The organism is Pseudooceanicola sp. DL12 (assembly GCF_056270665.1).
Window position 1 is genome coordinate 2,772,910 of the sequence record NZ_CM149884.1, and the last position, 22,114, is coordinate 2,795,023.

Sequence of the window (22,114 nt, forward strand, 5' to 3'; positions counted from 1 at the left end):
TCACAGCATCATCTCCATCTTGCGTCCGTGGGTCAGCCGGTCACGCAGCAGGCTCGACAGCTGGTCGACGGTGACGATGGTCAGGAAGAGCAGCAGGAAGATCGCAAAGGCATCGGCATATTGTCCCTGGCCCCAGGAGATCGTGTTCTTCAACTCGTAGCCGATGCCGCCCGCCCCCACGAAGCCGAGGATCGCCGAGGCCCGGATGTTGACCTCGAAGCGCAGCAGCGCATAGCTGGTGTAGTTCGGCGCCACCTGCGGCACCACGCCCAGCAGCATCTGCTGGCTCCAGGTCGCCCCGACCGAGGCAAGCCCCTCGACCGGCTTGCGCGAGGCGTTCTCGTTGACCTCGGAGAAGAGCTTTCCGAGGGCCCCGAAAGTATGAAAGGTGATGGCGATCATCGCGGGCACGGGGCCGCCGCCCAGCACGAAGATCAGCAGCAGCGCGATCACCACTTCCGGGATCGCGCGCATCAGGTCCATCAGCCGGCGAAACAGCGGGATCAGCCGCGGCCAGCGCGCCAGCCCCCGCGTCGCCAACAGCGACAGGATGATGCCGCCCATCGCTCCGATCAGCGTCGAAACGGCGGCGGTGTTGATCGTGACCATCAGCGAGGGGAAATATTTCAACAGGTTAGCCGGCAGCTCGGCCCGGTCCGTCCAGGCCTCCGACAGCACCGCCTGCGGAAAGTCGAACAGGTTGTGCAACCCGCCCCAGAACCCCCCTGCGTTGCGGGCGTCCGCCGCCATGAAGCCCGCCGACATCATCGCGACGAAAACAATCAGAAGGATCGTGGAATAGAGCCGCTTGCGCCGCGCCATGGCGACATAACCGCCCTGGATCTGCTCTATCGTGCCCCCGCCGGGCGGGAACGCGCTGGTATCTGCCATGTCTGGATGCCCCGGAACGGCGAAAGGCCCGCGCGTCTGCGGGCCTTTCGGGTTGGTCTTGGATCAGTTGCTGTTCTTGGCCTGACGGGCCGCCACGATCGACGCATAGGTCTCATGGTCGACGGGGATGAAGTCCTTTGCGTCGCCGGCGGCCACGCCGTAGGCGCAATCGGGGTCTTCTTCCCAGAGGTTGGCGGTCAGCTCGGTAACCGTATCCTTGACGTCCTGCGGCAGCGCCTTGCGCAGCACGAAGGGCCCTTCCGGGATCACGTTCGACTGCCAGATCTGCACCAGGTCGTTCATGTCGACCAGGCCGGCATCCACGGCCTTGCGCAGCGCGCCCGAATTGTAGCCGTCTTCCCAGTTGCCCTGGCCGTCGGCCCAGGTCACACCGGCATCGACGTCCCCGTTGTTGACGGCAACGATGGTCTGCTCGTGGCCGCCGGTAAAGACGACGTCGCCGAAGAACTTGCCCGGATCCATGTCATAGCCGGCCTGCGCGATCTCGATCGAGGGGATCAGGTAGCCCGAGGTCGAGTTCGGATCGCCGAAACCGAACTTCTTGCCCGCCAGGTCGTCGAGCGAGGTGATGCCGCTGTCCTTGCGGGCAAACCCGATGGAGTAATAGCCGATCGACCCATCCAGGTTCTGCTTCACCAGCACCGGCTCGACTGCGTCCGGGTCGGCCAGGTAGGTGCCGGCATAGGAGGAGGCGCCCATCCAGGCCGCGTCGATGGTGCCGCCCAGCAGGCCCTGCATCACGCCGTTGTAGTCAGCCGGGGTAAACACCTTCACCTCGACGCCCAGGGCATCGGCGATCTTGTCGGCAAAGCACTGGTTCGAGGTCATGCGGTCCTGGGCGTTTTCGCCGCCGAGGATACCGAGGCGGAATTCGGTGATATCCTGGGCGGACGCGGCACCGGCCAGGGCAGTCGTGGCCAGAGCGGCCGCAATCAGTTTCTTCATCTCTCAGGCTCCCTAAAGTTTGCCCCGCGCCAGCACGGTGCGAAGGCAGATGAATTTCATGCAATGACAGTGGGTTGGACGCGCGCGGTGCTCCGCTCGATCGCGTCGATCTGGGTCGAGGTCGCTTCCTCTGAGAAGCTCGCATCAGCCCCGTAGATGTCGCGGGCGACACCCGTCGTCAGCTGCTCGGGCGTGCCGTCAAAGACGATCCGCCCGTCGCGCATGCCGATGACCCGGTCGCAGTAGCGGCGCGCGGTATCCAGCGTGTGCAGGTTGGCCACCACCGTGCGGCCGTCTTCCTCGTGGATCCGGCGCAGGGCGTCCATGACCACCTGCGCGTTCATCGGATCGAGCGAGGCAATCGGCTCGTCGGCAAGGATGATCTTCGGCTCCTGCATCAGCGCCCGCGCGATGGCGACCCGCTGCTGCTGCCCGCCGGACAGGGCCTCTGCCCGTTTCGGCGCATGTTCCGCGATGCCCAGCCGCGCCAGGATCTCGATGGCACGGTGAATGTCCGCCTCAGGGTAGAGGTTGAACATCGAGGCAAAGGCCGAGCGCCGGTTCAGCGTGCCGTGCAGCACGTTCGACACCACGTCCATTCGCGGCACCAGGTTGAACTGCTGGAAGATCATCGCGCAGTCCGCCTGCCAGGCGCGCTTCTCCACCCCTTTCAGCCCGCTCACCTCGCGGCCCTCGAAGGTGATGGAGCCGGAGGTGCTGTCCTCCAGCCGGTTCAGCATGCGCAGCAGCGTGGACTTGCCGGCACCGGACCGGCCGATGATCCCGATCATCGCCGGTCGCTCCACATGGATCGTGGCGCGGTCCACCGCGGTGTTCCGCCCGAAGGTCTTGGTCAGTTGGTCGATTTGCAGCACGGTGTCATCCCTTGTCCCAAAGGGCGTTTAGGAGCGGCGCAAAACGAAAATGTATCGTTTGAGACAAAGTTTTGTGACAGAGCCCCACATGGCCTGCATGCCCCTGCGTCGGGCCCGGTGGCGTTAAGGGTTTTGTAAGACGGGATGCCTAAACCTGAAGGGTGAGTGGGGCCAGACCGGCCTGCCCGGCCGGGGGGCCAGGCAACGGCATATCGCGGATTGGCCCGTGGAACGGGATGCCCATGGCGGCATCCCTTGGGTAATCGAGAGGGCGCCTCATGGCTTTGGGCTCCGACTATTCGCCCGGCTGTTCGGCTCAGGGGGCTGGCTACGTGCCTCCCGATTTCGACATCCCGGGAGAAACACTGGACAGGCTCCGCCTCGCCCTGCGCCTCTCGCCCGTTCCCGCCATGGTGGCGCGCCCCGACGGCATCATCTGCCTGACCAATGACGCGCTCGATCGTCTCTTCGGATACGACACCGGTGCGCTCGCCGGCACCCCCGTGCGCCGTCTCGTTCCCGCCGAACAGCGCGTGCGCCACGACAGCCATTTCCGCGCCTTTCACCGCCAGCCGGCCACCCGCGAGATGGGCCGTGGTCGCGATCTCAGCGGTCTGCGCGCCGATGGCAGCCTCTTTCCGGTAGAGATCGGCCTCTCCGTCCTCGGCGAAGGGGCGGATATGCTTACCTATGTCACCGTGCTCGACATCTCTGCCCATACCGAGGGCGAGCGTCGGCTCAGGGATGCGCTCGATGCCTCTGCGGCGGCCATGGTGACCATCTCGCCCGAGGGCCGCATCGAGCTCGTGAACAGTGCCGCCTGCACGATGTTCTCCGCCACGGCTGCGGACCTGGCCGGCCGCCGGCTCGAGGAATTCCTGCCCGAGAATGCCCTCATGGCACGTTCTCTGCTGCGCCCCGCCCTCGACCCGGCCGAAGTGCGGGCCGGCCTCTCGCCCATCGGCCTCACACTCGATATCGTGTCCAGCAACGGGCACCGGACCCCGGTACAGATCACCCTCACCCCGATCGGGCACGGCCGCGACAGCGAGCGCCGCGTGATGGCGACCCTGGTCGACATGTCCTTCATCGTCACCCAGCAGAAAGAGTTGAAGCGGCGCAACGATGACCTTGCCGCGCTGAACGAGGAATTGACGCAATTCGCCTATTCCGCCAGCCACGACCTGCGCGCGCCGCTCTCGACCATCTCCGGCCTTCTTCAGCTGTCTCTCGAGGATTTCGACAATGGCGACCTGGAGGAATCCCGGCGCGCCATCACCGATGCCCTGCACACCAGCCAGCGCAACATTCACAAGGTCGAAGCCGTCCTGACCCTCGCCCGCGCCGGCCTTGTGGCAACGCCCGTCCAGGACATCGACCTGGCGCGGCTGATCCCCGCCTGCTGGAGCAAGCTCTTGGGTGACGAGATCGGCGAGATCGGTTTCACCCTGCGGATCGACGGCCCCTCACGCGTGCGGACGGAGGCAGGCACCCTGATGACCGCGATCGAACATCTGCTTTCAAATGCCTATCGGTTCCGTTCCCCCGACAGGTCGCTCAGCTATGTCAGCGTACGTATCCGCGCCAGCCTGGAGGAGGTTTCCATCTCTGTCGCCGACAATGGCCTGGGCATCCTCGAGAGCGAACAGCTGCGTGTCTTCGAGATTTTCCGGCGCTCGGCCAACAGCCCCGGGCACGGCCTCGGGCTGCCACTCGTGCAAAAGCATGTCCGGCGCCTTGGCGGCGCCATTGCCCTGTCGAGCAGCCCCGAGGGCACCGACATCATCCTGACGTTTCCCGGCATGGAGGTTCTTCAATGATTCCCACCTACATCGTTGATGATGTCGAATCTGATCGCTACATCGCGCGACGCCGGCTGATGAAAAGTGGCCATTTCTCTCCCCTTCAGGAAGCCTCGGACGGCAGCGATTTCCTGCGGACCTTCTACGGTCAGGCGCAGGCCAACGAGGGTGACTTGCCCGAGCTGATCCTGATGGACATCAACATGCCCGAGCTTGACGGTTTCGAAACCCTGGCCGAACTCAAGCGTCGCAACGGCGACAAGGGCACCCGTCAGATCGTGGCCCTATTCTCCTCCTCCGACAACGAGCGTGACCTGGAACGCTCCGCCGCATCGGGCATCGTCGAACATTTCTTTACCAAGCCGATCAATGACGCCGCGATCGAGGCGATCCTGACGACCTATCGCAACCGCGGCTTTCTCTGACACGCCGGCCTGGCCGGCTGTGACAGCAGTCTCCCGTGACGCGGCGGCCCCACCGACACCGATAATGGCCCCGTCCAAAGCGTCTACTGCCGCATGTTTGAACTCTGCACGGCCTTGCCCATTGCGCCTCATTGACAGGCCGTCAGCCAGACCGCTGCCCCGCCCCAAGCATCAGTCCACCAGAGAGGTCGCCATATTCCGGTGACCGCTCCCGCCAATTCCTCCTCCGCCGGCCCCCACAGCGGGCCCTTGCCGATCAGGTCATGCCGCCTCTGCGCCGGCTGACCAGCGCACCCCCTCCCCAAAGGCGTGCTTCGCGGCCGCGACAAGTCCGCCCGCTGACACACATCGAAAATCGGCCACGCTCCCTCGCGGAAGCATGGCCTCATGGTGTTGCAGGATCTTCTTACGGTGTCAGGTTTCGGGCTCCACCCGGTCTCAGTGGGTCCTGAAAATGAAGTTCGTGGCCGGGTCGTTCAGAAGATCCGAAAAGTCCCTGTCATCCCCCTCGGGCGCGAGGCCATAGGATTGCAGCATGCGCCGCATCCCCTCCTGCGACGGCTGGGCCGTGCCGCGCCCCAATTCCTCGCGCAGGATCTCCCGCATGGCGGCAACGATCTCCTGCCGCTGGGTTTCCAGGGCCGCCTCGATATTGGCATGGGCCATGCGACTGCCCTCTGCCAGGGCCCGCAGGATCAGCGCCTTGAGCGCATCCCGGGTCAGGTCCTCCTTGGCGAGATAGTCGATGCAGCCGTCCTTCATGGCGCGCACGGCCACGTCATGGCGGGCCTCACCGCTGATCATGACCACCGGGGCCTTGTCGTTCTTGCCACCGCCCTTCATCATGCGCCGCGCCGACAGCCCGTCGCCATCCGGCAGCAGGTAGTCGATGAAGACGAGGTGGTAGCGCCGCTGCGACAGCAGGACCTGGAATTCATCCACGCTGCTCGCGACATAGACCCGGACGGGAAGTTCCGTCATCCGACATTCCCGCAGGATCTGCATGGCATCGAACTGGCTGTCGTCGAGCACCAACACGTCGATGGTCTGCGGCTGCGGTTCCGGCGGCATCGCCACGGGGGCCGCCACGTGCAGCGGTGGCGCCGCCGGCGCCTCCTTGGACAGGTCCTTCTGAATATCCATGTCTACCCTCCTCGCCTTTTTATCTGGGCTCCGTCGTCGTATTCCTTTGCGGAAAGCATCCGCGTGCAGCCTTGCCAGATTGTTAACTCCCGGCGTTCCCCTCCTGCCCATTTGTTTCGAATTGCCGCAAAGTTTCCGGGCGGTTTTCAGAACCTGTTAGCTGTCATCGCGGAACTCTCGCACCATGAGTGACCAGGTCCTTCCAGCTTCCGCCTCCCCGTCCGGCGAGGTCACGACCTCCTCCGCAGGGGCGCAGGACGAGCTTGAGCAGCTCCTCTACATCATCACCCATGATCTGCGGGCCGGCTTCCGCGCCTTCAAGACAATTCCCGACTGGATCGCCGAAGATCTCTCGCCCCTGCCGCCGGATCGCCAGGCGCTGCTCGACGGCCATGTCGCGATGCTCCGCACCCAGGCCGACCGCTGCGACCGCATGCTCGTCGACCTGCGCGACTACTCCCGCATTGGCCGCTGCGCCGATCCCTCCGGGCCCCATGCGCTGACCGACCTGCTGGAGCAGGCCGCCGTCGCCGCAGCCCTGCCTGCCGGATTCTCGCTTGAGTGCCAGGCGAGCGCCACGCTCCTCGGCCCCGGAAACGAGCTCGTGCATCTCTTTGCCGCGCTCCTGTCGAACGCGGCAAAGCACCATGACCACGTGAGCGGCACGATCCAGGTCCAGGCCACGGCCTCCGGCCGCATGCTCCGGATCCTGGTCGCAGATGACGGCCCCGGCATCCCCGCCCGCTTTCACGATGCCGTCTTCGAGTTGCTGCGCACGCTGCGCCCACGCGACGACTGCGAGGGCTCAGGCATGGGCCTGGCCATAGCGCGCAAGATCGTCACCCGGCTCGGCGGTACGATCGCGGTGCAGGAAACCGGTGCCCACCGCGGCACCACCATCGCCCTCAGCGTTCCGGGCACGCTCTCCGGGGCAACTCCCCTGCGGCCGCATTAGGGCGCCCGGGCAATCCTGCCACGTTCCGCGCATCGCCGCTCCGGCCCCTTGGCGCAGCCCGCGCCCCGGCCTATAAGCGGGCGACCCAAAGCCGGAGACCAAGATGCGCAGCGCCCAGATCACGCGAAGCACAGCCGAAACCGATATTCACGTCAGCATCGACCTCGATGGCACCGGCCAGTACGAGATGGACAGCGGCGTCGGTTTCTTCGACCACATGCTGGATCAGCTCTCGCGCCATTCGCTGATCGACATGGCCGTCACCTGCAAGGGCGACACCTTCATCGACGATCACCACTCGGTCGAGGACGTGGGCATCGCCCTTGGCCAGGCCCTGAAGAAGGCGCTCGGCGACAAGCGCGGCATCAACCGCTACGGCGATTGCCACCTGGCCATGGACGACACGCTCGTGCGCGCGGCCCTCGATCTCTCGGGGCGCCCCTATCTCGTGTGGAACGTCGAGTTCCCGACCGAGAAGATCGGCACCTTCGACACAGAGCTGGTGCGCGAGTTCTTCCAGGCCTTCAGCACCCACGGCGGGATCACCCTGCACGTGGACAAGCTGCACGGGCTGAACTCCCACCATATCGCCGAGGCCGCCTTCAAGGCCGTGGCCCGCGCCCTGCGCGTGGCGGTCGAGCCCGATCCGCGCAAGTCCGACGCGATCCCTTCGACCAAGGGCGCACTCTAGGCAGCCGCCGGATCAGCGCCGCCGGCACCCGGTCCGCCACCCCGCGGAACAAGGCCACGTTCGGATTTCCGGTCTAGCCGCCGAAGATCGGCACCGGCTGCGGCTGCCCCGTCCACGGCCTGCCGCAGCCAAGCTCGGCCGACGTACCTTGACCGGCCCACCTTCCGGGCGTCTCGACGGCCGGTCGATCGCCCGGCACCGCGCCCCGCGCGCGACCTGCCACTACGCCGCGGCCGGCACATCGCGCCCTCTTGACCCCACCGGCTTTTCAGGCCACCCCGTCCCGGCAAGACAAGAGGCCCCCTATGCTTACCGTCCTGATCGATTACGAAAGCGGCAACCTGCACTCTGCCGAGAAGGCCTTCCAGCGCATGGCGCGCGAGGTTGGCGCCGGCGAGGTTCTGGTTTCCGACCGCCCCGAGGATGTTGCCCGCGCCGATCGCATCGTGCTGCCCGGCGACGGTGCCTTTCCCTCCTGCCACGCGGCGCTCGCCGGGGCCGGACAGGGCTCGGTGCTCGAGGCGCTGAAAGAAGCCGTCGAAGAGCGCGGCCGCCCCTTCCTGGGCATCTGCGTCGGCATGCAGCTGATGGCCCGCACCGGCCACGAGTATCAGCTCACCCCCGGACTGGGCTGGATTGACGGCGAGGTCACCCGCATCGCCCCCACCGATCCCGCGCTCAAGGTGCCACACATGGGCTGGAACGACCTGGTGATCGACCGTCCGCACCCGCTCCTCGCCGGGATCGAGACCGGCCAGCATGCCTATTTCGTGCACTCATACCACATGAGCGTTGCCGATCCCGATCAGCTGATCGCCCATGTCGACTATGGCCAGCCGGTCACCGCCATCGTCGGACGCGACACCATGCTGGGCACCCAGTTCCACCCGGAAAAGAGCCAGGCCACCGGCCTGCGCCTGATCGCGAACTTCCTCACCTGGAAGCCCTGATCAGCCTGCGCTGAAGGCAAGAGGCGCAGCCCCCAACATCAGGGGCCGCGCCTGCTCATCCTGCCATCTTTCCCCCAAACACTCCCGGGCGAGGCTGCCGCTGGCACACGGGGGCAGACTGGGGGGCAGAGCCCCCTGCCCTTATTGAACCCGCGTCCAGGTCTGCTTCTTGCAGATCGGTCCGAAACAGCCCGCAACCCGAAGCGTATCGCCGCTCAGCTCCATCTTCGAGCGATAGACCTTGTCGGTCGACGGCTGCCAGATCTTGCCGTCCGTGTAGTTTCCGTCACCCGCCGGCACCATCTCCCAGACCAGCGCCTTGCCCTTGGTCTCGCTGTCGTATTCCCCGTTGGCATTGAACGTCCGGGCGATCACGCCACAGATCTGTTCGCCGCAGGGGCCCATCCGGACATAGGCATAGCTGCCGTCGTCCACCTCGGTCTTCCAGGTGCCGTCCACCGGGTCGGCCAGCGCCGCGCCTGCCGTGAAAGCCATCGCCAGGGCCAGCATCGTGCGTTTCAAGATCATCGCAAATCTCCTCCTGATTGCGTCTCCTCGACGATCAGCCTGACCTTCGCGTCAGCTTCTGGCAAGTCTTCCGCCCCGTCACTCGTCACCACTCGCGGCACGTCGCTCAGCACGAAGCCCCCGACGGCACCGCCGCCTCTCCATTGCATTCCTGCCCGCCCCCGTGCAAAAGCCCGGAAAGCGATCCGGCCGCACCGCAGCGCCGGCAGAGATGAAAGGGCCCGCGATGATCCTCTATCCCGCCATCGACCTGAAAGACGGCCAGGCCGTGCGCCTCTTCAAGGGCGACATGGAAAAGGCCACGGTCTTCAATGACGATCCCGCCGCCCAGGCCATGGAATTCGTCGAGGCCGGCTGCGAGTGGCTCCACCTCGTGGATCTCAACGGCGCCTTCGCCGGCGAGCCGGTCAATGCCGCCCCGGTCGAGGCCATCCTGGAACGCACAAAGGTGCCGGCCCAGCTGGGCGGCGGCATCCGCGACATGGCCACCATCGAGCGCTGGCTCTCCAAGGGCCTGGCCCGGGTGATCCTCGGCACCGTCGCCGTTGAAAATCCCGCCCTCGTCAAGCAGGCCGCACGCGCCTTCCCCGGCCAGATCGCCGTGGGCATCGACGCCCGCAACGGCTTCGTCGCCACCAAGGGCTGGGCCGAGGAAACCGAAGTCCGCGTGATCGACCTCGCCCGCTCCTTCGAGGATGCCGGCGTGGCCGCGATCATCTACACCGACATCAATCGCGACGGGGCCATGCAGGGCCCCAACATCGAGGCCACGGCCGAGCTCGCCAATGCCGTCTCGATCCCCGTCATCGCCTCCGGCGGCGTCTCCTCGATCGAGGATCTCAAGGCTCTGAAGGCCTGCGGCGCCCCGCTCGATGGCGCCATCTCCGGTCGCGCGCTCTATGACGGCGCGATCGACCTGCGCGAGGCCCTCGCCACCCTCAGGGCCTGATCCGCAGCGTCCATGGCACCTCCGCCCGCCTCCCCGAAACGCCAGCGCCGCTGGGTCGACCGCGTCGGCCTGATCGGCGTACTGGCACCGGTGGCGATCTGGCTGATCGCCATGGGCACCACCCTGGCGCTCACCCGCCACGGCTGCCGTATCGACGAGGGCTCTGCCCATCCCTGCGGCATCCTCGGCCGCGACCTGTCGCAATTCGCCTACAATGTCGGCTTCATCGCCGCCTGGGGGCCGCTCTTCCTCTGGCCGATCTCCGCGGGCTTTGCCATGCTCTGGGGCCTCACCCGCCTGATCCTGCTTGCCCTGCCGAAACCGCCCGCAGATACCGCCGTTACCAAGGACACCTGACATGCCCGTCGAAGTTGCCTCCGCCCTGCTGGTCATCGTGCCGCTGATCGCCTACCTGCTGTCCTTCCGCGCGCGCAGCCGCTGGGCGTTCTGGATCCTGCGCATCGGTGGTCTCTTCTTCGCCCTGGCTGCCGCGCTCTCGGTCATCGCCCGCAACCTCTGCGTCGGCGACCTGGTCAACGGCTACCACAACTGCATGGGCGGCGACGCGATGAGCCAGTTCATCTCCTTCATGACCCCGGCCATCCTGCTCTCGATCACCGCCTACCTGGCCGCCGGTCCGATCCTGGTGATCGTCGCCGCGATCTGCGAAGCGGTGGTGCGCAGCCGCAAGACCGCCTGATCCCGCGCCACGGGCGCCATCGGCCCCATTGCATCCCGGCCGCCGCCTGCCTAAGACGACGCTGCACAATCAGAGGGCCGGCCCATGCTGAAAACCCGCATCATCCCCTGTCTCGACGTGGCCGACGGCCGCGTGGTCAAGGGCGTGAACTTCGTCGACCTGCGCGATGCCGGCGATCCCGTCGATGCCGCCCGCGCCTATGATCTCGCCGGTGCAGACGAGCTCTGCTTCCTCGACATCCACGCCACCCATGAAAACCGCGGCACCATGTTCGACGTGGTCACCCGCACGGCCGAGCAATGCTACATCCCGCTCACCGTGGGCGGCGGCGTCCGCACCGTGCAGGACGTGCGCAACCTGCTGCTCGCCGGCGCCGACAAGGTTTCCTTCAACTCCGCCGCCGTGGCCGATCCCGACGTGATCGCCCGTGCCGCCGACCAGTTCGGCAGCCAGTGCATCGTCTGCGCCATCGACGCCAAGACCGTCTCCCCCGGCAAATGGGAGATCTTCACTCACGGCGGGCGCAAGCCAACGGGCATCGACGCGGTCGAATTCGCCAAACTCGTCGCCGAAAAGGGCTGCGGGGAAATCCTGCTCACCTCGATGGACCGCGACGGCACCCGCGCCGGCTTCAACCTGCCCCTCACCCGCGCCATCTCCGACGCGGTCGAGGTGCCGGTGATCGCCTCCGGCGGGGTCGGCACCCTGCAGCACCTCGTCGACGGGGTGAAGGAGGGCGGCGCCTCCGCCGTGCTGGCCGCCTCGATCTTCCACTTCGGCGATTACACCATCCGCGAGGCCAAGGAATACATGGCAGACGCGGGCATCCCCATGAGGCTGACATGAGCGATATTCTCACCCAGCTCGCCGCCACCATCGAGGCGCGCAAGACCGCGGACCCCGAGAGCAGCTGGACCGCCAAGCTGCTGTCGAAGGGCCCCGAGAAATGTGCCGAGAAATTCGGAGAAGAGGCCGTCGAGGCAATCATCGAGGCCGTGAAGGGCGACCGCGCGCGTCTTGCCTCCGAAGGCGCCGACGTGCTCTACCATTTCCTCGTCATGCTGGCGGCCCGCGACGTGCCGCTGACGGATGTGCTGGCCGAGCTGGAACGCCGCGAAGGCACCTCTGGCATCGCCGAAAAGGCTGCCCGGCCAAAGGGCTGAAACCGCCCGACATTTCCGTATTTGAGGAAAGATGAAACCGAGCGCCGCGCCCGGCCTGCGTGCGCGGCGGTAGTCCCTTCATCTTTCCCAAAATACGTCCGGGGGTGAGGGCCGCAGGCCCGAGGGGGCAGAGCCCCCTCTTCTACTAAAAAACGGGGGGGCAGAGCCCCCTCTTCTACTAAAAAACTGGGGGGCAGAGCCCCCTCCTGCTCTCAGAGGCCCAGCCGTGGCATCTCGACCTTGGGGCAGCGGTCCATGATCACCTCGACGCCCGCGGTTTCGGCCTTGGCAGCAGCGGCCTCGTTGACGATACCCACCTGCATCCAGATCACCTTCAGCCCCGGCAACCCTTCCAGCGCGTCATCCACCACCGGAGGCACCTGTTCGGAGCGGCGAAAGATGTCGACCATGTCGACCGTCTCCCCCAGGGCATCACCGACCTCCTGCAGCGTGCCAAAGACCTTCTCGCCCAGGATCTCCTGCCCCGCGAACCGCGGGTTCACGGGAATCACCCGCTTGCCGCGCGCCTGCAGGAAGGCCGCCACGAAATTGTCCGGCCGCGCCGGATCCGGGGTCATGCCCCAGACCGCGATCACCTTGCTGTCGCGCAGGATCCGCGTCAGATCCGCATCATCGTAAGTCATTCCAATCCCTCCACGGCATGCCCCTCCGATCCTAGCGCCGGAGGCGCCGCGGAAAAGAAAAAAGCGCCCAGGGTTTTCCTGGGCGCCAGTGCGGAACGAGGGACAGTGAAAGGAAACATCGGCGTTCCGTGCCGGTGCTTCTGTACCGTACTTAGAATGTCCGTACGGGATATGAAGAGGGTGTAATAACTTTGTGAACGAAACCCTAAGGCGAACGCAGGCCATCAGGGTTGCACCCGCCCTTCCCTCGTCGCCCTCTCTCGGTTCGCTCGCCCCGCCCTCAGGCCCCGTAGGAGCGCACGGCGTAGAGCGCGACCGCCGCCGCGTTCGACACGTTCAGCGAGCCGAAGGCACCGGCAAACTCGATCCGCACCAGCGCGTCACAGGTCTCTCGGGTCTTCTCCCGCAACCCCGGCCCCTCGGCCCCCAGCACCAGCGCCACGGGCCGCTCGCGCAGCTCGTCCGTCAGGGTGCTCTCGATGTTCTGCTCGGCTTCGCCGGCCAGGCCCAGCACCATGTAACCCATGCGCTGCAGCTCGGTGATGGCATCCGCCAGGTTGCGCACCCGCAGATAGGGCTGGCGCTCCAACGCGCCGCTTGCCGTCTTGGCCAGCGCGCCGGTCTCGGGCGCCGAATGGTGGCGCGGCGCGATCACCGCGCAGGCCCCGAAAACCTCGGCCGAGCGCAGAATCGCCCCCACGTTATGCGGGTCGGTCACCCGGTCGAGCAGAACCACCCGCGGCGGCCGCGTGCCATCGCCCAGGCAGCGGTCGGCGATGGAGCCCCAGTCGAGCGGCTTGACCTCCAGCGCGGCGCCCTGGTGCACCGACTGCGGATCGATGGGGGCGGCGAACTTGCGCGGATCGCTCATCTCGGGCTCGATGCCCGCCTCGGCCACGGCATCGGCCAGCTTGTCGAGCGCGTTCTTCGTCACCACCAGGCGCAGTTTCTCGCGCGCGGGATTCTGCAGTGCATCGCGCACCGCATGCAGGCCGAACAGCCAGACCGTCTCGGCGGCGCTGGCCCGTTTCGCCTGTTCCTTCTCGACGACCCATTTCGGCTTTTTCATTCCGCTCTCCCGGGGCTGCGCGACCGGCGCCCAAATGCTGCACTGCAGTACCGACGTGATACCGACGTTATACCGACGCGATACCGCACCGCAATTTCCGGTGTTTTTCGCACGTTCCGGCCTCCTACGCCGCACCTTCTTTCGTCGCAAGCAAGAAGGGCAAATTTTCTGGTTGACGCCCCCGGGCGCCGCCGGTAATCACCCCCTCACGATCCGCCACGGCCCACACGGCCCGGCGATCAGGGCGACGAGCTGCAAGGTGCGGCAGCGGACTGTAACTCCGCCGGGGAGACCCATGCCTGGTTCGATTCCAGGGTCGCCCACCATTTCCCCCTTCGGAAATCGGTGGTTATCTCACGGGGCCCGCGGGCACCGGAGGGCGCTTGCGTCTGGGCTTTGCCCGGCCAGCATTTGCGCGCCCCTCCCCCCAGAAATCTACATGTTGACATCACCCCGCCTCCTGACACCATATGGCGGAGCTTTCGGTTCGCCAGACTCGCTCTGGCGCTAAGATGGGAAGCCGGTGAAATTCCGGCACTGCCCCCGCAACTGTAAGCGGCGAGCGCGGCTGATCGTGCCACTGGGACATGCCCCGGGAAGGCCAGCCAAGCATTGACCCGCGAAGTCAGGAGACCTGCCGCAAGCTGACTGATGACCACGAACGGAGGGTTCGGGGGCGCGTGTGCAGCAAGCAGGGCTCCCTGCCGGCCGGTTCCCGTCGCGTCCTCTCCCGCAGACCGCATGAGGATGCACATGACCATCACCGTCTACTCCAAGCCCGACTGCGTGCAATGCACCGCGACCACCCGCGCGCTCACCGCCCGCGGCCTCGCCTTTCACACGATCGACCTCACCGCCGATCCCGAGGCCCTGGCCCGCGTCACCGCCCTCGGCTATCGCCAGGCCCCCGTCGTCATGGCCGGAGAGACCCACTGGGCCGGCTTCCGCCCCGACATGATCGCCCGGCTGGGCTGATCCGGTGACCGGCCTCCTCTATTACTCCTCGGCCAGCGGGAATACCGCGCGGTTCGTCGCCCGTCTGGGGCGTGCGGCACAGCGGATCCCGCTGTCACCCGCGGACCCGCTGCCCGATCTGCCGCGTGACTACGTGCTGATCTGCCCCACCTACGCCGATGGCGAGGGGCGTGGTGCGGTACCGAAACAGGTGATCCGCCTGCTCAACGATCCTGCCCGCCGCACCGGCCTGCGCGGTGTGATCGGCGCCGGCAACCGCAACTTCGGCACCACCTTCGCCCTCGCCGGCCGGGTCATCGCCCGGAAATGCAACGTGCCCCTGCTCTACCGCTTCGAGCTGGCCGGCACCGAAACCGACATCGCCCGCGTCCGCGCCGGGCTCGACAAACTCACCCGGGGGACGGAATGCTTGATGACCGCCTGAACGATGCGCTCGACTATCACGCGCTGAACGCGATGCTGAACCTCTACGACGACCAGGGAAAGATCCGCTTCGACGCCGACCGGATGGCCGCGCGGCAATATTTCCTGCAACACGTCAACCAGAACACCGTCTTCTTCCACTCGCTCGAGGAAAAGCTCGGCTATCTGGTGGACGAGGGCTACTACGAGAAGGAAGTGCTCACGGCCTACGCCCCCGCCTTCCTGCACCGGATCTGGGACGCCGCCTTCGCGCGAAAGTTCCGCTTCCCCACCTTCCTCGGCGCCTTCAAGTACTACACCTCCTACACCCTCAAGACCCGCGACGGGAAACGGTACCTGGAGCGCTACGAGGACCGCGTCGTCATGGTCGCCCTGACGCTCGCGCGCGGGGACGAGGCGCTTGCCATGTCCTTCATGGAGGAGATCCTCTCGGGCCGGTTCCAGCCCGCCACCCCCACCTTCCTCAATGCCGGCAAGGCACAGCGCGGAGAGCTCATCTCCTGCTTCCTGCTGCGGGTCGAGGACAACATGGAGAGCATCGGCCGCTCGATCAACTCGGCCCTGCAACTTTCCAAGCGTGGTGGCGGCGTGGCCCTCATGCTCACCAATATCCGCGAGCATGGCGCCCCCATCAAGGGAATCGAGAATCAGTCCTCCGGTGTCATACCGGTGATGAAGCTGCTCGAGGACAGCTTCTCCTATGCCAATCAGCTGGGCGCGCGGCAGGGGGCCGGGGCGGTCTATCTCAATGCCCACCACCCTGACATCCTGCGCTTCCTCGACACCAAGCGCGAGAATGCCGACGAGAAGATCCGGATCAAGACACTCTCGCTCGGGGTGGTCATCCCCGACGTGACCTTCGAGCTCGCGAAGCGGAACGAGGACATGTACCTCTTTTCGCCCCATGACGTTGAGCGGGTCCATGGCCGGCCCTTCTCCGAGATCTCGGTCACCGAGAAATACGCGGAAATGGTCGAGGACAAGCGCATCCGGAAAACCAAGATCAACGCCCGGGCCTTCTTCCAGACCCTGGCCGAGATTCAGTTCGAGAGCGGCTATCCCTACATCATGTTCGAGGACACGGTGAACCGTGCCAACCCGATCGACGGTCGCATCACCATGTCGAATCTCTGCTCCGAGATCCTGCAGGTGAACGAGGCCTCGACCTTCCACGACGACCTCTCCTACGACCACCTCGGCACCGACATCTCCTGCAATCTCGGCTCTCTCAACATCGCCAAGACGATGGACAGCCCCGATTTCGGCGCCACGATCGAGGCGGCCATCCGTGCGCTCACGGCGGTGTCGGAAATGTCCGCCATCGATTCCGTGCCGTCGGTGCGCCGCGGCAACGACGAGAGCCACGCCATCGGCCTAGGCCAGATGAACCTGCACGGTTTCCTCGCCCGCGAGCGCATCCACTACGGCAGCGCCGAGGGGGTAGCGTTCACCTCAGTCTACTTCGCCGCCGTGGCCTATCACGCCATCCGCGCCTCCAACCTGCTGGCGCGCGAACGCGGGCAGAGCTTCCGCGGCTTCGAGCGCTCGGCCTATGCCGACGGCAGCTTCTTCGAGAAATACGTGACCCGAGACTGGCTGCCGGAGAACGGGACCGTGGCCGCCCTCTTCGACGGTATCGCCCTGCCCACCCGCGCCGACTGGCAGGCGCTTAAGGATGCGGTCATGGCGCATGGCCTCTACAACCGCAATCTACAGGCGGTGCCGCCCACCGGCTCGATCAGCTACATCAACAATTCCACCTCCTCGATCCACCCGATCGTCTCGCGCATCGAGATCCGCAAGGAGGGCAAGCTGGGCCGCGTCTACTATCCCGCCCCCTTCATGACGAACGAGAACCTGGAGTTCTATCGCGACGCCTACGAGATCGGCCCCGAGGCCCTGATCGAGACCTATGCCGCTGCCACCGAGCATGTGGACCAGGGGCTGTCGCTGACACTCTTCTTCCCGGCCGAGGCCACCACGCGCGACATCAACCGGGCCCAGATCCTCGCCTGGCGAAAGGGCATCAAGACGATTTACTACGTGCGCCTGCGCCAAACCGCACTGGAGGGCACCGAGGTGCAGGGCTGCGTGTCCTGCACCCTCTGACGCGGCGCTCAGCCCCGCACCCCGGAGTATTACCCGAAAGACGAAGCAGGCGCGCCCCGCCGCGCACCCGAAACCGCACCGACGCAATACCGACGCGATACCGACGTAATACCGACACGGTTTTTCGCGCCCTTTTCACGGGATCCGATCATGAAAGATATCGACGAAACAACCCGCGCCGTTCCCGCCGCGATCAACTGGAATCACCTGCAGGACGACAAGGACCTCGAGGTCTGGAACCGGCTTACGGCCAACTTCTGGCTGCCTGAAAAGGTTCCGCTTTCCAATGACTTGCAGAGCTGGTCCCAGCTTCGCCCCGAGGAGCAGCAGCTCACGATCCGCGTTTTCACCGGGCTGACGTTGCTTGATACCATCCAGGGCTCCATCGGCGCGCCGACCATGCTCGCAGATGCGCTGACCCCGCACGAAGAGGCCGTCCTGACCAATATCGCCTTTATGGAATCAGTGCACGCCCGCAGCTATTCATCCATCTTTTCAACACTTTGCTCGACACGCGAAGTGGATGAAGCATTTCGCTGGTCTCAGGAAAACCCTCACCTGCAAGCCAAGGCAAAGGCAATCCTTTCAACCTACAATCCCGGCGAGGACCCGCTAAGGCGCAAGATCGCCAGCGTCTTCCTCGAGAGTTTCCTCTTCTATTCAGGGTTCTACCTGCCGATGTACTGGTCTAGTCGCGCGCGGCTGACCAATACCGCCGACCTGATCCGCCTGATCATCCGCGACGAGGCCATTCACGGCTACTACATCGGCTACAAGTTCCAGAAGGCGCAGGCAGCCCTGTCGGAATCAGAGCGCAAAGCATTGAAAGATTACACTTTTGGCCTTTTGTTCGAGCTCTACGAAATCGAGGTGAACTATACCCGGGATCTCTATGACCCAATCGGCCTGACCGAAGATGTCACCGCCTTCCTGCACTACAATGCGAACAAGGCGCTGCAGAACCTCGGCTACGAGGCGATGTTCCCCGAGGAGCTGACACAGGTGAACCCGGCCATCCTCGCGGCCTTGTCGCCGGACAGTGAAAACCATGATTTCTTTTCCGGATCAGGCTCTTCCTATGTCATTGGACGCACCGTCGCGACCGAGGACGAAGACTGGACTTTCTGAGACCGAGCGCGTCCCTGCCGGTCGATACGCCGCAAGATCAACCGCCCCGGCACAGGGCGCTGGAAAAAACGGAAGGGTGCCGATCTCTCCCTTCCAAGGCCAACCTCATCAGGGTATACAGGCGCGGCAGGGATTTCTCCGTATTTTCAATATCTTTCCACTGGAAGCGAAACTATGGCGGCAGACGACAGCTTCAATATCGTGATCGTCGGCCAATCGGGCCGGCTTGAATACGAAGCTGTACTCTTTGCCGCCTCTCTCCGCGCGAAAAGTCCCGGCTTCAAGGGCAGACTGCTGGTGGCGGAGCCCCAGCCCGGCCATACCTGGAGCGCGGATCCGCGGATTGGCAATTCCGAGGTGCGCAGCCTCCTCGCCGATCTCGGCGCAGAGATCCTGCCCTTCGAGAGCAGGTATTTCGGGGAAAAATACCCCTACGGCAACAAGATCGAGTGCCTCACGGCCCTGCCCGACGCGCCTTTCGTGTTCTTCGACAGCGATACGCTGATCCTTGATGAGCTGACGGAGGTGCCGTTCGATTTCTCCCGTCCAACTGCTTCGATGCGACGGGAAGGTACATGGCCCGTGATCGAACTCTACGGTCCCGGCTACAGCGAGACATGGAAGGCGCTCTATAATCGCTTCGGGCTCGATTTCGAAAGCAGTCTCGATACCGCCTGGCCGGACGAATTCTGGAAGAGATACCTGTACTTCAATGCAGGTTTCTTCTTTTACGAAAGCCCGCAGACGTTCGGAAAACTCTTTCTCGACTACGCACTCTCGCTCCGGAATGATCCGCCGGACGCGCTCGTGTGTCAGCCGCTGGATCCATGGCTTGACCAGGCTGTCCTGCCCCTTGTCATCCATGCGCTTGGCGGCGGGCGTGCCACCCTGCCCCCCGGGATGATCGACGGCGCCACGACCTGTCACTATCGCCTCCTGCCCTTGCTCTACGCACGCGAGAGCGACAAGGCGGTGGATGTGCTGGAAGAGATAACCGCCCCCAACAGGATCAAGAAGGTCCTGAAGGCCTATGATCCTATGAAGCGCATGATTTTTCAGGGCCGCGGTCGCAAGGTGCGCGCCCTTTTCGATCAGGATGACCTGCCGCGCAAGGAACAGGCTATTCGCAACAAGATCAAGCGCGAAGGGTTCTGGATGCGCTGAGGATCAACGGATCCTTCACGCCCTGTCGACATAAATGTGATGCCGACGCTTGCCCGGAAACCCGCCGATCGCTGGTTCTTGGCTTTGCCCGGCCCAGGCACTGCTGTAGGATCCCATGCGTCGACGGAAGAGCGCCCTTCCATAAATCAAACTGAAGGCCTTTTCTGCTTCTCGCCGACAAAGGTCGGGCCTGGAACATGCAACCGAATTTTGCCCTGTATCTCGCTTCCGACGGATTGGAGCTTCTCCATAAGGTCTCTTCCGGCTGGGAGAGCATTGGTCGCGTCAACCCGGATGTCGCCGATCTGACCCGTCGTATGGACGCCCTCGTTGAGAAGGCGCGTGCGCTCTCGAAAGGCCAACTCGAAACCAAGCTGGTATTGCCACAGGATCAGATCCGGTTTCTGTCTGTCGCTGGGGCAGACACCGCTGCCGATGATGACGTCTCCACCGTGCGGCTGGGGCTCGAAGGGATGACTCCATACGCAGTTCGTGACCTTGCCATTGCCTGGCGGCGGCAAGGAGACAAGTTGCAGGTCGCAGCGATTGCCGTTGAAACACTTCAAGAAGCAGAGAAATTCGCTCTGCGCCATGGTCTTGTGCCAGTTGCCTGCGTGGGGACCCCTCTGGCCGATCAATTCGACGCCGAGCCGTTCTTCGGAACGTCTCTTGTCTCTGCGCCCGGCGTTGTTCCCGCAGCGCCGCAGGATGGGGTTTCCTACGTCAACCCGGCCATGGCATCGCCTTTACAGGAAACACTGCCGGCGGCTCCTGCTCCGCGGAAGACTTCACAGTTGCCTTCGCTCGACAGCACCACACAAGCCAGCCCGAACACGGCGGAAGTTATCTCCGCCGAAACGCGTGCGCCCCAAACCTCTACATCCGATACAGAGCCGCTGCCAAGCGATGCTGATGCTCTCATCTCGGCCTCCATAGCAAGCCTGAAACCATCCGGGGATGCTGCAATTGCATCTAAAGGATCCAACAGCGGCGCGAACTCCGACAAGAGCAATCAAACGGACGTCTCTCCAGCGCCGGCACAGAACCGGAAGTCACCTGCTCTGGTCTTGTCTGCCCTGGTTCTGCTGCTGGTGTTGATCGTGGCATCCATCGCCGTGATCAAGAGCGACCGGATCAGCTTCCTTCTCGGTCTGGGCTCGGCCCCCGATCTGGCCCTTTCCGACGGCCAGCCAGATGCCGAAGCGCCTGTTGTTCCCAAGGCAGATAGGCCCAGTGATCAGTCGGTGCCGGAACAAACCTTGGGCTTAGAAAGCAGCGAAAACGCGCAGCCCGGCACGGACACAACAGCCGCTGATGGCGTGCCCGCCATTTCGTTGCCCGCACCACGCCCCGATGCGGAACCGGCCACACCAGCAGAAGCCGCTGCCCGCTATGCCGCCACCGGGATATGGCTGCGTTCCCCCGTGCAATCCGTTGCGCCTGTCGCAACCAAACTTGGCAGCTTTGCGGTCGACACCGTCACGCCAGTGGATCGCCTTCCTCCGGTCGGCGAACTGCCTGCGGATGGCCGCCCCGAAGTCGAGGCCGGTTTCCAGACACCACCGAATCCACCTGCCCCGGAGCAGCATTTCGACCTGGATGACCGGGGTTTTGTGCGCGCGACCGAAGAGGGTGCGATGACCCCAGCCGGTCACATGGTCTATCTCGGCCGCCCACCTGCCGTTCCGCCCGAACACATCCTGCCGCCAAACGCGACAGAAAGCACAGATCAGAAAGACGTCGCCACGCAAGTTGACACCGCCGAGGCGCAATCTGGCACGCCCCAGGAGGACACATACGACGAGGCCCGCTCCGCAACAGACACAGCAAAGGCGAGCGTCGAGGAGGCCGTCGCGTCTGCCATATCCGAAGTCAGGCCCCGTGCCCGCCCGGAAGACCTCGTCTCGGAAGACGAGCTGGAGCCCGAGGACGACGGAGGCGAGCCCGGCACCGAGGGCGAAGAGGCCTCACCGGAATTCGCAGACGCTGAATCCGTGCGCCCGAAAGCGCGGCCCGTGGACTTTGCGGCCACGGTTGCCGCAGCCCAAGCACGTGCACGCAGTACGCCGACGCAGACCGCACCGGAAAGCACGATGCAGCCCTCGCTGCCAACCGCGGCCTCAGTGGCGAAACAGGCGACCGAGAAACGAGCAATCGACATGAACGATGTGAGCCTGCTCGGGGTGATGGGCAGACCTTCCGACCGATCCGCGCTCGTCCGCCTCTCGAATGGGCAGGTCGTGAAGGTAAAGGTTGGTGATCGCCTGGACGGCGGCCGCGTGGCCGCCATCGGCGATACCGAACTTAGATACATCAAATCCAACAGGAATCTCGTGCTGAGCATGCCCGACGGCTGAGCGGCCCTGCATTTGCGCAGCAAATCTGTTGATCGGCTTTCAGCAGGATGCCTTCTGGCGACATCAAAGAGGGGAGGCCCCTCAGATGGCCTGTTGCCAGCGTCCCAGAGACATTTATCATCGGGCATGTGACGCTACGCAAACCGGTGACCTGCGATCCCTCTTGCGGAGCCTCCCCTCCGGGCCGTCCTCATCCGGCTGGACCTG

General features: G+C 64.8%; 23 protein-coding genes, 1 tRNA gene and 1 riboswitch. Of the genes, 17 read left to right on the forward strand and 7 right to left on the reverse strand.

What is annotated here, in order from left to right:
* From phnE to phnC, 3 genes are all read right to left on the reverse strand, one after another.
* Nucleotides 1–891, reverse strand: coding sequence for a phosphonate ABC transporter, permease protein PhnE (phnE, locus tag AC0WR5_RS12930; RefSeq protein ID WP_475863684.1), 891 nt, complete (start codon nt 889–891; stop codon nt 1–3).
* A gap of 63 nt (nt 892–954) precedes the next feature.
* On the reverse strand, nt 955–1,857 hold the full coding sequence (phnD, locus tag AC0WR5_RS12935) for a phosphonate ABC transporter substrate-binding protein (protein WP_475863686.1): 903 nt from the start codon (nt 1,855–1,857) through the stop codon (nt 955–957).
* A 56-nt stretch (nt 1,858–1,913) separates the two neighbouring features.
* Nucleotides 1,914–2,732, reverse strand: coding sequence for a phosphonate ABC transporter ATP-binding protein (gene phnC, locus AC0WR5_RS12940; protein WP_475863689.1), 819 nt, complete (start codon nt 2,730–2,732; stop codon nt 1,914–1,916).
* Between the two features lie 278 nt (nt 2,733–3,010).
* On the opposite strand from phnC, the gene AC0WR5_RS12945 reads away from it, so the two are divergent.
* The gene (locus AC0WR5_RS12945; protein ID WP_475863691.1) at nt 3,011–4,552 is read left to right on the forward strand and encodes a sensor histidine kinase; all 1,542 of its coding nucleotides are present in this window, start codon (nt 3,011–3,013) and stop codon (nt 4,550–4,552) included.
* Nucleotides 4,549–4,959 carry a response regulator gene (locus AC0WR5_RS12950; protein WP_475863693.1) on the forward strand — a complete coding sequence of 137 codons (411 nt, stop codon included), beginning with the start codon at nt 4,549–4,551 and terminating at the stop codon, nt 4,957–4,959. Before AC0WR5_RS12945 ends, AC0WR5_RS12950 begins: the two co-directional genes overlap by 4 nt.
* Nucleotides 4,960–5,397: 438 nt before the next feature.
* Here the strand turns inward: AC0WR5_RS12950 and AC0WR5_RS12955 are convergent, their stop codons facing one another.
* Nucleotides 5,398–6,102 (reverse strand): response regulator, encoded by a 705-nt coding sequence (locus AC0WR5_RS12955; RefSeq protein ID WP_475863694.1) that lies wholly within the window; start codon nt 6,100–6,102, stop codon nt 5,398–5,400.
* A gap of 184 nt (nt 6,103–6,286) precedes the next feature.
* On the opposite strand from AC0WR5_RS12955, the gene AC0WR5_RS12960 reads away from it, so the two are divergent.
* The 3 genes from AC0WR5_RS12960 (at nt 6,287) to hisH (ending at nt 8,698) form a co-directional block, all read left to right on the forward strand.
* On the forward strand, nt 6,287–7,057 hold the full coding sequence (locus tag AC0WR5_RS12960) for a sensor histidine kinase (RefSeq protein ID WP_475863696.1): 771 nt from the start codon (nt 6,287–6,289) through the stop codon (nt 7,055–7,057).
* A 103-nt stretch (nt 7,058–7,160) separates the two neighbouring features.
* A complete protein-coding gene (hisB, locus tag AC0WR5_RS12965) occupies nt 7,161–7,748 on the forward strand; it encodes an imidazoleglycerol-phosphate dehydratase HisB (protein ID WP_475863697.1) in 588 nt (195 codons plus the stop codon).
* A 305-nt stretch (nt 7,749–8,053) separates the two neighbouring features.
* Entirely contained in the window at nt 8,054–8,698 is a 645-nt protein-coding gene (gene hisH, locus AC0WR5_RS12970; protein ID WP_475863698.1) for an imidazole glycerol phosphate synthase subunit HisH, read from the forward strand.
* Nucleotides 8,699–8,839: 141 nt separating this feature from the next.
* On the opposite strand, the gene AC0WR5_RS12975 is transcribed toward hisH, so the two are convergent.
* On the reverse strand, nt 8,840–9,226 hold the full coding sequence (locus tag AC0WR5_RS12975) for a DUF2147 domain-containing protein (protein ID WP_475863700.1): 387 nt from the start codon (nt 9,224–9,226) through the stop codon (nt 8,840–8,842).
* A gap of 226 nt (nt 9,227–9,452) precedes the next feature.
* Between AC0WR5_RS12975 and hisA the strand changes: the two genes are divergently transcribed.
* The 5 genes from hisA (at nt 9,453) to AC0WR5_RS13000 (ending at nt 12,038) form a co-directional block, all read left to right on the forward strand.
* Nucleotides 9,453–10,175: a 1-(5-phosphoribosyl)-5-[(5-phosphoribosylamino)methylideneamino]imidazole-4-carboxamide isomerase gene (hisA, locus tag AC0WR5_RS12980; RefSeq protein ID WP_475863702.1), complete on the forward strand. Its 723-nt coding sequence runs from the start codon at nt 9,453–9,455 to the stop codon at nt 10,173–10,175.
* A gap of 12 nt (nt 10,176–10,187) precedes the next feature.
* Nucleotides 10,188–10,532, forward strand: coding sequence for a hypothetical protein (locus AC0WR5_RS12985; protein ID WP_475863703.1), 345 nt, complete (start codon nt 10,188–10,190; stop codon nt 10,530–10,532).
* A 1-nt stretch (nt 10,533) separates the two neighbouring features.
* Nucleotides 10,534–10,875: a hypothetical protein gene (locus AC0WR5_RS12990; RefSeq protein WP_475863705.1), complete on the forward strand. Its 342-nt coding sequence runs from the start codon at nt 10,534–10,536 to the stop codon at nt 10,873–10,875.
* 84 nt (nt 10,876–10,959) lie between these two features.
* Entirely contained in the window at nt 10,960–11,721 is a 762-nt protein-coding gene (gene hisF, locus AC0WR5_RS12995; protein WP_475863706.1) for an imidazole glycerol phosphate synthase subunit HisF, read from the forward strand.
* Nucleotides 11,718–12,038, forward strand: coding sequence for a phosphoribosyl-ATP diphosphatase (locus AC0WR5_RS13000; RefSeq protein WP_475863707.1), 321 nt, complete (start codon nt 11,718–11,720; stop codon nt 12,036–12,038). Before hisF ends, AC0WR5_RS13000 begins: the two co-directional genes overlap by 4 nt.
* A 212-nt stretch (nt 12,039–12,250) precedes the next feature.
* Here the strand turns inward: AC0WR5_RS13000 and AC0WR5_RS13005 are convergent, their stop codons facing one another.
* Both AC0WR5_RS13005 and rlmB read right to left on the reverse strand, forming a co-directional pair.
* A complete protein-coding gene (locus AC0WR5_RS13005) occupies nt 12,251–12,682 on the reverse strand; it encodes a CoA-binding protein (protein ID WP_475863709.1) in 432 nt (143 codons plus the stop codon).
* Nucleotides 12,683–12,962: 280 nt separating this feature from the next.
* The gene (gene rlmB / locus AC0WR5_RS13010; protein WP_475863711.1) at nt 12,963–13,751 is read right to left on the reverse strand and encodes a 23S rRNA (guanosine(2251)-2'-O)-methyltransferase RlmB; all 789 of its coding nucleotides are present in this window, start codon (nt 13,749–13,751) and stop codon (nt 12,963–12,965) included.
* Between the two features lie 242 nt (nt 13,752–13,993).
* Between rlmB and AC0WR5_RS13015 the strand changes: the two genes are divergently transcribed.
* From AC0WR5_RS13015 to AC0WR5_RS13045, 7 genes are all read left to right on the forward strand, one after another.
* Nucleotides 13,994–14,077, forward strand: a tRNA-Tyr gene (locus AC0WR5_RS13015).
* 140 nt (nt 14,078–14,217) lie between these two features.
* Nucleotides 14,218–14,407: riboswitch (cobalamin riboswitch) on the forward strand.
* Nucleotides 14,408–14,504: 97 nt separating this feature from the next.
* Complete coding sequence (gene nrdH, locus AC0WR5_RS13020; RefSeq protein WP_475863713.1) at nt 14,505–14,726, forward strand: glutaredoxin-like protein NrdH; 222 nt, start codon at nt 14,505–14,507, stop codon at nt 14,724–14,726.
* Nucleotides 14,727–14,730: 4 nt separating this feature from the next.
* Nucleotides 14,731–15,150, forward strand: a complete 420-nt coding sequence (gene nrdI / locus AC0WR5_RS13025) for a class Ib ribonucleoside-diphosphate reductase assembly flavoprotein NrdI (protein WP_475863715.1) — start codon at nt 14,731–14,733, stop codon at nt 15,148–15,150.
* Nucleotides 15,132–17,258 (forward strand): class 1b ribonucleoside-diphosphate reductase subunit alpha, encoded by a 2,127-nt coding sequence (gene nrdE / locus AC0WR5_RS13030; RefSeq protein ID WP_475863716.1) that lies wholly within the window; start codon nt 15,132–15,134, stop codon nt 17,256–17,258. Before nrdI ends, nrdE begins: the two co-directional genes overlap by 19 nt.
* Before the next feature lie 150 nt (nt 17,259–17,408).
* Nucleotides 17,409–18,386 carry a class 1b ribonucleoside-diphosphate reductase subunit beta gene (nrdF, locus tag AC0WR5_RS13035; protein WP_475863718.1) on the forward strand — a complete coding sequence of 326 codons (978 nt, stop codon included), beginning with the start codon at nt 17,409–17,411 and terminating at the stop codon, nt 18,384–18,386.
* 174 nt (nt 18,387–18,560) lie between these two features.
* Nucleotides 18,561–19,550 (forward strand): hypothetical protein, encoded by a 990-nt coding sequence (locus tag AC0WR5_RS13040; RefSeq protein ID WP_475863720.1) that lies wholly within the window; start codon nt 18,561–18,563, stop codon nt 19,548–19,550.
* A gap of 197 nt (nt 19,551–19,747) precedes the next feature.
* Complete coding sequence (locus AC0WR5_RS13045) at nt 19,748–21,907, forward strand: hypothetical protein (RefSeq protein WP_475863722.1); 2,160 nt, start codon at nt 19,748–19,750, stop codon at nt 21,905–21,907.
* Nucleotides 21,908–22,114 lie beyond the last annotated feature (207 nt).